We start from the raw sequence: 11,843 nt of genomic DNA, 5'->3' as shown, positions 1-11,843 counted from the left end.
TATTGCAAACAATAATTTTTATCAATTGAAAACATTACATAATGTAGAATTGTCATTGAAAACTTGATTTATTTATGATATTTTTATAATAACTTACAGTAAGGAGAACAAATATGAAAAATAAAATTAAATATAGCATATTATTTTTATGTATTTTTATTGTAGTAGGTCTTTTTTATGCAAATAACAAAGTAATAAATTTAAAACCACTAAAAGGAAGTTTTGTAATTTGGGCTTCAAAAGAAAATTATAAATACTTAGAAGAATCTTCAAAAGAGTTTATGGAGACTAATAAGAAGGTTAGTATAACTGTTAAGGAAAAATCTAAGGATGAAATTATTAATTATATAGAAAAAGGTTCTAGTAGTGACGATGCGCCATCTGTAGTTTCAATTAATTCTAAGGATTTAAGAAACTTATCTAATAAAGGAATGCAAGGAATTGCATCAGCACATAATATAATAGACTCCTATGGAAAAACTTTTAATAGCTGGAGACTAAATGAGATTAGTGTACAAGATGATCTTTTAGCAATACCTATTGAAAATAACCCAGTGTTTATGTTTCTAAGAAAAGACATATTGGATCAATATGGGTATAAAGTTGAAGATATAAGAACATGGAAAGAATTACTGGATGTTTCGAAAGATATAAAAAACAAATCTAGTGGCAAGATTAGCTTACTTAATTATAGTTATGTAACCTTAGATTCCTTAAGAAATATTATGTTATATCAAGCAGGGACAGATAAAAATATTAAAGAGACATTAGATTTTATTAAGAATAATGACTTGATGGGTAAAGGAACTACAATAGCATATATTGCAACTAAGGATAATTATAATAATATAATAGATGCTTCCAATGAAGATACTTTAACAGCAGTGATGTTACCTGCATTTGAAATTGGAGGTAATAGAGCAGCTTCTCTTGATGGAGAAAATTTAGCAATTGTTAAAAGTACAAATGAAAAACAAGAATTGGCAACTAGATTTATAACTTATTCAATTAATAATCAAAGTTTAATGGAAAAATTTTTGAAAGAAAATACTTTTTTCCCTAGCTCAGTAGTATTTTATAAGAATTCAATTGTAGATACTGAATTTTCAAAGGTTAACAATGACAAGGTATGGAGTTTAATGGCTAATATATGTAATAGAAATTATACAATAGATGACTATAAAAAGTTAGACGAGCAAGTTAAAAAGGAATCAATGGATAAATAAGAAAAACCTCAGGATTATAATGTATTCTGAGGTTTTTTCACGAATTAATTTATGTGTTATATAAAAGGTATTTTTCATTTATTTTGCTATAAGCTTTTAATGTAATATCAGCAGTTTTTTCCCAAGAAAAATCCTTGCTTCTTTCATAAGCTTTTTCACTTAGTTCAATTCTTAAGGCATCATTTTGAGATAAATTAACAAGAGAATTTGAAATATCCAATATATCATATGGATTTATTAATATTCCTGCATCTTGAACAACTTCAGGGATTGAAGTTATATTTGACGCTATAACTGGAGTTTTGCAACACATAGCCTCAAGGGGTGGTAAACCAAAGCCTTCATAGGTTGAAGGATATACAAAGGCTTCACATGCATTGTAGAGTATAGGTAGAACTTCATCAGGGCAAAAACCAATAAATTTTATATAATGATTTAAGTGTTTACTTTCTACTAAGTTTTTTAATGCTTCACCTTCTTCTCTTAAGGAACCAACTATAACTAGAGATATTGGTTTATTAAAGCTAAGTAAAGCTTTTTCATAGGCAAGTATTAAGCCTTTTACATTTTTTCTAGAACTAAAACCACCTAGATATAAGAAATATGGGGTTGAAATATTATAGGTTTCACTTAAATAGTTTTTACATTTATCCTTGTCAAGAGGTCTAAATTCTTCGTTGGCAGCTAATGGGGTTACGAAAATATCATCATCAGAAAAGTGTGGAAAAAACCTTAAAATATCTTTTTTAGAATACTCAGAAACAGTTATTATTCCTTGAGAGTTCTCAATTATTTTTGGCATTTCCATTAGAAATCTTTTTAAATAGCCTGCCCCGACTGTTTCGGGTAGAGTATATGGAATTAAATCATGTATTGTAACTATTTTATTACAAGAAATATCTTGAGCTAAGCCCATACCATTTTGAGGAACATGATAAATGTCTAAATGCTTCTTTTCTATATATGATGGGATGTAGTAATTCTCAAAGAATCTTTGGTGCTTTTTAGAAGCCATTAGTACACTGATTTTTTCATTAATAAATGATTCATATCCATCTCCAGACCAAATTAAATGATATTTGTTATCTGATTTTATTCCAAGGATATTCTTCAGTAAATTGTAGGTATAAGTTCCAATTCCAGTACCTCTATACCAATTTAATCCCCTAGCATCTATACATACATCCATAAAATACTCCCTAGAACATTACTAAATACAAGCGAGACATCCAAAAATATAAATGTCTGTTATATATAATATATAAATATGACTGATGGTCTTAAAGGTGATTAAATTCACCAATATCTATTTTGATACATATAATAACTTAGAATTACTATGGGAGGAAAGACGATTGAGGTTAGAGACTTTACAAGATTTATTGATGGAGAGTTATGGAATAGATATAGATGAAATTGAAAATAAAAAAAATATTTATTTAATTAAATCTGGGGATAAGGAGTATAGTTTAAAAACCATAAAATATGATTATCCTCATTTTTATTTTATTCTATCAGCAATTCTCCATCTGAAAAATAGAGGATTTGAAAATATACCAGATATTATAGAGACACGTAAAGGCAAAAAATATATAGCCTTCGATAATAAGTTTTGTTATCTTTCTCCTTGGATAACCTCAAGGGAAAGTAATTATGACAATGTGATTGAATTGATGGAAGTAACTAAGAAGTTAGCTGAACTTCACTTATCAAGTCAAGGGTTTAGCTTAAACAGAAAAATGAGACCAAGGATATTTTGGTTCAGATGGATAGATAATTTTCAAACTAGAGAAAGTGAAATACTTGATTTCAAAAAGAGAATAAATCAAAAAATGTATAAGAGTGAATTTGATAAGCTTTATCTAAGTGTAATGGAAGATGAATTAAAGCAAATAGAAGAAACAATTACAGATTTAAAGAAATATAATTATTTTGACAGAATGAATAAAGAAGTATTTAAGAGAGGATTCTGTCATCATGACTATGCTCATCATAACGTACTAGTAACAGGTAATAGAGAAATGTATGTAATAGACTTTGATTATTGCATTCTTGATAGTTCATTACATGATTTATCATCCCTTATTATTAGATCTATGAAAAATGGAAAATGGGATAAGAAGAAAGCAATAGAAATATTAGAGAACTATACTTCTGTAAATAGATTATTTAAGGATGATAATAAAATAATAGGGACATTTATTAAATTTCCGCAACAATTCTGGCAATTAGGAATACAGTATTATTGGGAACAGCAACCTTGGGGAGAAGAATTTTTTGTTGATAAATTAAAAAAGTATATTGAAGATAGAGAGGAAAAACAGGAGTTTATTAAAGAGTTTACAAATTCAAGAATTAGACTTTAGGGTGTAAAAGTTAGGGAATAGGGTAGAGTTTTGAAATCATAGGGTTTTAAGTTCAACTATTAACTTATTTATGTAAGTATAAGTTAAGTTTTCTATAAAAAAACCTATATGTACAAGGTATCAAAGATCTATAGTCTATTTCCTACTGGATTTGTCTTAACATTTATAAGAGGGGGTAGCAATGAGATTCCTTACATTAGAACAATATTTAAATAATAGAGATGTATTGATTAATAAAGAGGAATTTGATAGTACTGGCGCCAAACTAAAAATAGAAGATATATATAGCCAGCTAGATATTATAAATGAAATTCATAAAATCTTGAGTGAGTATCCTTATGATATTATTCCGACAGTTCCTAGTAGAATTGGTGAAGATTTTGAAGAATTTAAAGTATTATATAGAAAAGTAAGCAGGGCAGCATTAAAAGATTACTATCCAGAACATATAAAAGATAAAGTTTATAAGGTATTATTAAATGCTGAAAAAGCTATAGGATATATTGATAATTCAAATTATTTATCAATTCTTAGAAGGGCAATGGATAATGGCGAGATAATTTTAGGAAATTGTGATTTTAGACATTTAAAGTATAATGAAAAAATTATCATAAATTCTGTGAAAGGAGTATGCTATAACATTATTGAAAGTGACTATGGAAAATTTCTTATGAAGCTTAGAAAGTATAGTGTTGTGACTTCTTATGGAGGTTTTATAGACTATATAGTTAAAAATGAAAAGCTCCAAGATAACTCCAAGGTTTTTCTAATGGGATACATTTTATACCCTCAAGAAAGTATGAAATTACTTCAAAAATATAAGGAAGGAAAGAAACAGTGGAATGAGGAGACCTTCTATTATAAATTTATGAAGGCGTGTGAATTTGATAATAGTATTACGATATAGAAGGGTGATTATATGAACAAACTTAGATATGCTGATGAGAAATATCTCTGTGAATATGACTTAGATGTGGAACTGTTTAAAAAATTTGACTTAAGAGTTGAAGATTTAGTACCTTTAAGAAGTGTATATTTACTAATTACAGATAAAGGAAAAAGAATATTAAAGAAAATAGAAAATACAGATGATATAAAATTTATTACAACATCACTAGATTATATTAGAGAAGGGTTTTCAGATATACTTAACTTCGTAAAAGCTGGGGACGGAAATTACTATGTGAAGTGGAATGATGGTATATACTGTGTTATGGAATTAATAGAAGGTAGGGAATGTTGTTGTGCTAATCCACTAGATGTAAATATGGCGGCAACAGCTTTAGCTAAATATCATAATGCATCCTTGGGATTGTTAAATCATTTAAGGAATATAGAGACTTTAGACGTAAAAAATAATTTATTCAAGATGCCTGATTATTTTAGGAAAGCAAGAGAAGAACTAAAAGATATTGAAGATATGGTTAGTACTTTTAAAAACAAGAATTCTTTTGATGAATTATTTCTATCCACAATTAATGAGCAAATAGCTAATATTGATAAAGCAATATTGGGAATTAATGGCCCTGAATATTTAAAATCATGTAATGATGAGAGTAAGATAGTCTTATGTCATAATGATTTGGCGTATCATAATATAATCTTAGCTAAAGAAAAAGCATATTTTATTGATTTTGAATATTCACTTATTGATATAAGAGTCCATGATTTATGCAATTTTATAATTAAATCTATTAAAAATTTTGGATATGATTTAGATAAATGTAATGAGATAATTAATAGTTATGAATCTATTAATAAGTTAGATAAGGAAGAGCTTAATGTGCTTTATTCAATGATGGTATTTCCAAATGATTATTATAATTTAGTTTCAAATTATTATTACAAAAAAAAGAAATGGAGCTATGAAGCTTTTCTATCAAAATTTAAAGGAAAAGCAGCTGAAGAAGCGGATAAAAAAGAGTTCTTAGATTTATTTAAAAGCAAATATTTATAAATTAATATTGTATAGATAGTAATAAGTGTAGATAAAAATTATCTACACCTTACATAGGAATTTAATTTGTGTTATTTTTTACTTCGGTAATATACTTCCAATACCTCTTAGGCATTTTGGACTTTTGAATAGAAGTGTTTTGTCTTTCTAGTATAGTTGTATATTTAAAATATGTTTTCCATAAATCCTCAAACTCGTCTTTATAATTCTTTAAAAATTTGTACTCATCTGGATTCATCTCAATGAAGTCAATCTCATTTTTATCAGAAGTATATCTTAATGCAATACCTCTTTTAATATCATGAATAATAAAATTTTCAGTAGGAAATCTATCTTTAAAATGCGATGACAAAAGCTCTAATATATTGTTATCTGGCTCAATAGGAGAATATAAAAACTTATTGTCTATTAACGTGAATCGAATAAAACCTATGAAGCTATGAGCTTCTCTTGTAATTTTATTTTTCATATCAACAATATTTTTGACTCTTTTATCGTATAAATGTTCATTTACTTTGAAGCCAATTGAAAAGGCAAACTTTATATATATTAATATCTTAGTATATACATCAGGGTTATCAGACAAATATGCTAGATAAATATTTTCGAGTGTTGAAATTCCAGTTTTTTTTACTATTGCAGTTTGCACCTTTTCAGCTTTTTCTAGATCTGTTATTACTAGATTCTTCGAATAGACAAAATTATCGCAGTAATTAGTCTCAGATAAAATAAGCATGGTATTAGGAAATGAGTAATAAGCTTCATAAATAGAAGTTAATAATCCAGTAAAAGTACCATCAAATATCAATACATCCATCATTAACACCTCCTAAAGTTCTCCAGTTAAGGATGTGATTCTATCTTCCATAGAAGGGAGAGCTAACTTATCAAAGAAACTAATTTGATGAATATTGGGATTAAGACCTTTATTAACAATATTATTATCAGATAGTCTATCCTCTATAAGAGAAGAAGCAAATGGAATATCTCCAAAATATTTTCCGTTACATAATATAAAATATTGAGCTCTCTTTAAAACTATTCCTAAGGTTTTCAAATCATTATAGCTTAAGATATGAACTTTACGAGTTCTTATAATTTTCTGAGCTGATTTAACTCCAACGCCAGGAATTCGCAATAACATTTCATATGGAGCTCTATTTATTTCAATTGGGAAAAGGTGCATATTGTTTACTGCCCAACAGGTTTTAGGATCTAGTTTTAAATTAAAGTTTGGCTTAGAGGTATCTAAGAGCTCCTTTGCTTTAAATCCATAATAACGTAGGAGCCAATCTGCTTGATATAATCTATGTTCTCGGGTTAAAGGAGGAGTTATTATACTTGAAAGATACTTGTTACTAGAAGTTATAGGGACATATGCTGAGTAATAAACTCTTTTCAAATCATACTTATTATATAGCCCTTCACTTAAATTTAAAATCTGTAAGTCTGTTTCACCAGTTGCTCCTACAATAAGTTGAGTACTTTGACCTCCTGGAACAAAAATAGGAGTACTTCTAATTACTTTTTTATTTTCAGAATAACTTTGGATTCCTGCTTTTATTACTTTCATTGGTTCTAAAATATTATCTTTTGATTTTTCAGGTGCTAAGAGTTTTAATGAATTTGCTGAAGGCAATTCTATATTTACACTCATTCTATCAGCATATAGACCAAGTTTTTCAATAAGCGCTTTATCGGCACCAGGAATAGCCTTTACATGAATATATCCATTAAACTTATGCACTTCACGTAACAATTTTAACGTTTTTAATAGTAGTTCCATTGTGTAATTTGGATTTCTAAAAACTGCTGAACTTAAAAAAAGTCCTTCAATATAGTTTCTTCTATAAAAGTTTATTGTAATTTCGCAAACTTCTTCAGGAGTAAATGCTGCCCTTAATGAATCGTTAGAACGTCTATTAATACAATAAGCACAATCATAAACGCAGTAATTAGTTAAAAGTATCTTGAGTAGAGAAATACATCTTCCATCAGGAGTAAAGCTATGACATATACCGCTTTCAATAGCATTACCAAGAAAACCTTTTTTTCCTTTTCTATTAGATCCTGAAGAGGAACAAGAAACATCATATTTAGCAGCATCAGAAAGTATTTTTAATTTTTCACTTAAATCCATAATAAACTCACCATCCATTCATTATATTTAAATTATACACGAACAAATGTTCTTGTGCAAATTGACATAAAAGAATTTATTGGAAAAATATGGTTGGTAGTATATAATTAAAGAACAGGAATACCTGTTCTTTAATTATTAATTATGAATTATATATTTCGGTATATGCTTTTAGAGTTTTGAGGGCGGTATTTTTCCAGTTATATTCTCTACTTTTAGATAACCCTTTAACTATATACTGATTTTTAAGATCTTTGTTTATTAAAAAATTATACATTGAATCAATGATTTCATTTATATTTTGGGGATTAATTAGTATAGCAGAGTCTTGTAGTATTTCAGGTATAGAGGTGCTATTAGAAGCTATAACTGGTGTTCCACATGCCATAGATTCTAATGGAGGTAATCCAAATCCTTCATAGAAAGACGGATACACTAACATCTCAGCAGAATTATAAAATATTGGCATATGTTCCATTGGAATAAATCCTGGGAATAATACATCTTTATCAATATTTAAAGATATGGCTTTATTTTTATATATTTCATAGGAGATTCCATGCTTGCCTGTTATCACAAGACTTAGGGGAAGCTTATATTTTTCTTTTAATTTAGAAAAAGCCTCTAGTAGTCCAATAATATTTTTTCTAGGACTAAATCCACCCACATAAAGAATAAAATTTTTATCTAAAGAATAATATTTATTTAAGAGGCTCTTACATATGCTTCTATCTAAAGGCTTATATATATTTTCTGCAGCTAAGGGAGTGACATATATTCTACTTTTTGGATAATTAAATTCTTTAGATATATCTTCCTTTGAAAATTCAGATACAGTTATAATTCCACTAACTTTATCTATGATTTTTGGAATATTGTTATGAAAAATGTATTTATATCGTTCACTTACTGTTTCAGGCATTCTGAGAGGGATTATATCATGAAGAGTTATAACTGACTTACAAGATAGCTCAGTAGGTAATCCGACTCCGTTTTGTGGTATGTGATATAAGTCTAAATCATTATTCTTAATTATATTAGGCAAAGAAACATTTTCCCAAAAATTTTCATTAGGATTCTCGTCGACTTTTTTATTGGTAAAATTTCTGCTTAATGATGTAAAACTTGAATTCTCGGGTAGAAATAAAAGATAGTCATTTATTGTATCAATCAAGTTAAGGTTGTATATAAGTTCATAGGTATAGGTTCCAATACCAGTACCTCTGTACCATTTTGATGCTCTGCCGTCAATTCCTATACGCATGATAAATCCTTTCAAATATAGTTATAGTTTATTATATTAAGTTATTTTGTGATTTGTTAATAATTGTTACTCGAACAACATATAAATATTTAGGGGGTGCATAACGATGATGAGGGAATCAGAGATTGAAAGACAATTTGATATTATTATTGAAAACATAAAGCCAAATAAAGGTGTATATCATCTTAAAACAAACAAGGGAGAAAAATGCTTGAAGAAGATAAGTTATGGAATTCAAAAACTATTATTTGTATATGGTGCAAAAGAATTCTTAATTGAAAAAGGATATTCAAGAGTTGACAAGTATTCATTAAATATTGAAGGAGAACCTTATGCATTAGTTAATGAAGATATATATACACTTTCAGAATGGATACCAGGTAGAGAGTGTGACTTCCATAAAACTGAAGAGGTTAGAATAGCAGCCAAAGAATTAGCGGTACTTCATGAAATGAGTAAAGGATATGATCCACCAGAAAATAGTAAGCTTAAAAGCGATTTAGGAAGATGGCCAAGCTTGATGGATAAAAGAATAAAGTCTCTAGACAAAATGAGAGATATGTCAAGAAAGAAGTCAAATAAAGGAACATTTGATTTAAACTATATTAAGACAGTAGAATTTTATAAGGATCTTGGAAGACGTGCATTAGATATTCTTAAGAACTCAAGTTATTATGAGCTATGTGAACGTACCGAAGTAGAGAAGAGTTTTTGTCATCATGATTATACTTATCATAATATTATTTTAGATGAAAATAATAACGTTAATATTATAGATTTTGACTATTGTAAGAGAGAAGTAAGAGCTTATGATATAGCAAACTTTATGACTAAAGTATTAAAAAGAGTAGATTGGGATATAAGCTCTGCAGTTGATATACTAGATGCATATAATTCAGTATCTCCATTACAAAAAGGAGAATATAATGTGATTTTTGCATATTTATTATTTCCACAAAGATACTGGAGGCTGGCTAACAGATATTACTACAACGAAGTTAATTGGGGACAGGGGACTTTTGCAAATAAATTGGATGGATTAGTTCAAGAACAAGAAGCATTCTTGAAATTTATCGAAGAATTTAGAAAAGAATATGGAGTTTAGAGTAATATCATCAGGTTTAAAATTGATTAACTATTTTGTATCCATAGTGAGTTATTACAAAGTAAAATGTGCATTTTATTTTGTATAACTCACTTTTTATTTAGTGGTGATAATTATTATTTGCAAAAAAAGATTTGCACATTGTTCTTGTAAATTGCATATCATGAAATAGATAATTTTTTAGGAGAAAAAGTATGGGAATAGGTGACGTGGTTGTAAGAAAATCATATGGGAAAGACATTACTTTCAAGATTATTGATGTTAAAGAGGACAATGGCGAGGTAATATATATTTTAAAAGGAATAAGTATCCGTATAATTGCTGATTCGAGCAGAGATGATTTAGAACTTGTAAACAAAGAGTTTATAGCAGAAAAAGATAAGATTTTAAATGCACGGGTTAGTCAAGCTATAAAAAATGCAATAAGTTCTAGAGGGGGAACCTATACTAGAATTACAAAATCGCCTAAAATAATTCCTGAAAAAGAGCTTATGTTTGGAAGGCCAGGGAAGGTTCTTCATATTGATGGTGATGAAGTATATATGGAAAATTGCTTAAAGGTATATAAACAATTAAATATAGAGGCCGTAGGACGGTCTGTAATTGAAAGAGAGCAGCCTCTTAAGGTTGTAGATATGGTTAAGGAAATAAAGCCGGATATCGTCGTTTTGACAGGTCATGATGGCGTTCATAAAAATGCCAAGGATTTTTTGAATTTAGATAGCTATAGGAATTCTAGATACTATATTGAGGCAGTAAAGGCATTAAGAGATTACAATTCAAGTTATGATGAACTAGTTATTTTTGCGGGAGCTTGTCAGTCATGCTATGAAGGGATTTTAGATGCAGGAGCTAACTTTGCATCATCTCCCAATAGGGTACTAATTCATTGCTTAGATCCAGTATTTGTATGTGAGAAAATAGCCTATACAAGAATAGACACAGTTGTTTCTATTACAGATGTAATAGAAAATACAATAACTGGAATAAAAGGAATTGGGGGATTGCAAACAAGAGGAAAGTATAGAGAGGGATATCCAAAGTCAGTATATCTTTAGAAAAAGAAGTATTTTCTTAATATTTGAGAAAAATTAAACAAAACCTCAGAAAATAGGAATAAAAAAGTTATTTTTAAGGAAAATAAGTATATGAAAGTTATGTTATTAAAAATTTACATTGACAAGTTAAAACAAATAGTGATAAAATTAAATTTTTAATTTGACATATGTAAGTATTTAGGGTAAAATATATAATGGAAAGAGGGTGTTTAATATGGAAAAAAATAGAACATTAGCTTCCATAAAAAGAGACCTTGAAGGCCATGTTGGTGAAAAAGTAACATTAAAGGCCAACGGAGGCAGGAAGAAAATTCTCGTTAATAATGGAATACTTGAAAGTTTATATCCAAGTATATTTGTTATTAGATTAGAGAGTGACACCCAAAGGACAGTGACATATAGTTATTCAGATGTTTTGACAAAGACAGTACAATTACATTTTGCTGGATAAAACTTCGATTATGCATCGAAGTTTTTTTTAATCTTCAAAAAAACGTTTACTTAGACGACAAAAAAGAAAGATGGTGGGTATCCATCTTTCAACTATGGTATAAAAGGGTATTGAGAATTTATGAGAGGTTATATGGTCAATAACCAATATCATAATACGATATTTCAGAAACAATGTCAACAATAAAATCAAAAAAAATTATCTTTTTCGACAAAAAAATCGTAACGATGTAGAAAAATGCGTTAATTTACTCCTACAAAACTTAGATTTTAGTTC

General features: G+C 28.3%; 11 protein-coding genes. 7 read left to right on the top strand and 4 right to left on the bottom strand.

Annotated features, from left to right (window positions below):
- Positions 1-113 precede the first annotated feature (113 nt).
- Positions 114-1,226, top strand: a complete 1,113-nt coding sequence (locus tag JK634_RS12975) for an ABC transporter substrate-binding protein (protein WP_202768058.1) — start codon at positions 114-116, stop codon at positions 1,224-1,226.
- A 49-nt stretch (positions 1,227-1,275) separates the two neighbouring features.
- On the opposite strand, the gene JK634_RS12970 is transcribed toward JK634_RS12975, so the two are convergent.
- Positions 1,276-2,415, bottom strand: coding sequence for a glycosyltransferase family 4 protein (locus JK634_RS12970; protein ID WP_202768057.1), 1,140 nt, complete (start codon positions 2,413-2,415; stop codon positions 1,276-1,278).
- A gap of 166 nt (positions 2,416-2,581) precedes the next feature.
- On the opposite strand from JK634_RS12970, the gene JK634_RS12965 reads away from it, so the two are divergent.
- From JK634_RS12965 to JK634_RS12955, 3 genes are all read left to right on the top strand, one after another.
- On the top strand, positions 2,582-3,592 hold the full coding sequence (locus tag JK634_RS12965) for a CotS family spore coat protein (RefSeq protein WP_202768056.1): 1,011 nt from the start codon (positions 2,582-2,584) through the stop codon (positions 3,590-3,592).
- 181 nt (positions 3,593-3,773) lie between these two features.
- Complete coding sequence (locus JK634_RS12960; RefSeq protein WP_202768055.1) at positions 3,774-4,499, top strand: hypothetical protein; 726 nt, start codon at positions 3,774-3,776, stop codon at positions 4,497-4,499.
- 12 nt (positions 4,500-4,511) lie between these two features.
- A complete protein-coding gene (locus JK634_RS12955) occupies positions 4,512-5,549 on the top strand; it encodes a CotS family spore coat protein (RefSeq protein WP_202768054.1) in 1,038 nt (345 codons plus the stop codon).
- A 61-nt stretch (positions 5,550-5,610) separates the two neighbouring features.
- Here JK634_RS12955 and JK634_RS12950 read toward each other — a convergent pair whose 3' ends face one another.
- From JK634_RS12950 to JK634_RS12940, 3 genes are all read right to left on the bottom strand, one after another.
- Positions 5,611-6,366 (bottom strand): TIGR03915 family putative DNA repair protein, encoded by a 756-nt coding sequence (locus JK634_RS12950; protein ID WP_202768053.1) that lies wholly within the window; start codon positions 6,364-6,366, stop codon positions 5,611-5,613.
- A gap of 12 nt (positions 6,367-6,378) precedes the next feature.
- Complete coding sequence (locus JK634_RS12945) at positions 6,379-7,689, bottom strand: putative DNA modification/repair radical SAM protein (RefSeq protein ID WP_202768052.1); 1,311 nt, start codon at positions 7,687-7,689, stop codon at positions 6,379-6,381.
- 142 nt (positions 7,690-7,831) lie between these two features.
- On the bottom strand, positions 7,832-8,953 hold the full coding sequence (locus tag JK634_RS12940) for a glycosyltransferase family 4 protein (protein WP_202768051.1): 1,122 nt from the start codon (positions 8,951-8,953) through the stop codon (positions 7,832-7,834).
- 106 nt (positions 8,954-9,059) lie between these two features.
- Between JK634_RS12940 and JK634_RS12935 the strand changes: the two genes are divergently transcribed.
- The 3 genes from JK634_RS12935 to JK634_RS12925 all read left to right on the top strand — a co-directional run bounded on the left by JK634_RS12935 (position 9,060) and on the right by JK634_RS12925 (position 11,567).
- Positions 9,060-10,058 (top strand): CotS family spore coat protein, encoded by a 999-nt coding sequence (locus JK634_RS12935; protein WP_202768050.1) that lies wholly within the window; start codon positions 9,060-9,062, stop codon positions 10,056-10,058.
- Between the two features lie 194 nt (positions 10,059-10,252).
- Entirely contained in the window at positions 10,253-11,116 is an 864-nt protein-coding gene (gene yabG, locus JK634_RS12930; protein WP_202768049.1) for a sporulation peptidase YabG, read from the top strand.
- Between the two features lie 214 nt (positions 11,117-11,330).
- Positions 11,331-11,567 carry a Veg family protein gene (locus JK634_RS12925; protein ID WP_202768048.1) on the top strand — a complete coding sequence of 79 codons (237 nt, stop codon included), beginning with the start codon at positions 11,331-11,333 and terminating at the stop codon, positions 11,565-11,567.
- Positions 11,568-11,843: the final 276 nt, after the last annotated feature.

Origin of the sequence: Clostridium paridis (genome assembly GCF_016765615.1) — a bacterium.
In the GTDB taxonomy this organism is placed as follows: Bacteria; Bacillota; Clostridia; order Clostridiales; family Clostridiaceae; genus Clostridium_T; species Clostridium_T paridis.
Note: the sequence above shows the minus strand (reverse complement) of the source record. Positions and strands in the feature narration are given on the sequence as shown.

What these genes read in the sequence shown, in the direction of transcription:
- JK634_RS12940 (WP_202768051.1), bottom strand. Translation starts at nt 8,953, where the DNA reads ATGCGTATAGGAATTGACGGCAGAGCATCAAAATGGTACAGAGGTACT.
- JK634_RS12945 (WP_202768052.1), bottom strand. Translation starts at nt 7,689, where the DNA reads ATGGATTTAAGTGAAAAATTAAAAATACTTTCTGATGCTGCTAAATAT.
- yabG (WP_202768049.1), top strand. Translation starts at nt 10,253, where the DNA reads ATGGGAATAGGTGACGTGGTTGTAAGAAAATCATATGGGAAAGACATT.
- JK634_RS12975 (WP_202768058.1), top strand. Translation starts at nt 114, where the DNA reads ATGAAAAATAAAATTAAATATAGCATATTATTTTTATGTATTTTTATT.
- JK634_RS12935 (WP_202768050.1), top strand. Translation starts at nt 9,060, where the DNA reads ATGATGAGGGAATCAGAGATTGAAAGACAATTTGATATTATTATTGAA.
- JK634_RS12960 (WP_202768055.1), top strand. Translation starts at nt 3,774, where the DNA reads ATGAGATTCCTTACATTAGAACAATATTTAAATAATAGAGATGTATTG.
- JK634_RS12950 (WP_202768053.1), bottom strand. Translation starts at nt 6,366, where the DNA reads ATGGATGTATTGATATTTGATGGTACTTTTACTGGATTATTAACTTCT.
- JK634_RS12955 (WP_202768054.1), top strand. Translation starts at nt 4,512, where the DNA reads ATGAACAAACTTAGATATGCTGATGAGAAATATCTCTGTGAATATGAC.
- JK634_RS12970 (WP_202768057.1), bottom strand. Translation starts at nt 2,415, where the DNA reads ATGGATGTATGTATAGATGCTAGGGGATTAAATTGGTATAGAGGTACT.
- JK634_RS12925 (WP_202768048.1), top strand. Translation starts at nt 11,331, where the DNA reads ATGGAAAAAAATAGAACATTAGCTTCCATAAAAAGAGACCTTGAAGGC.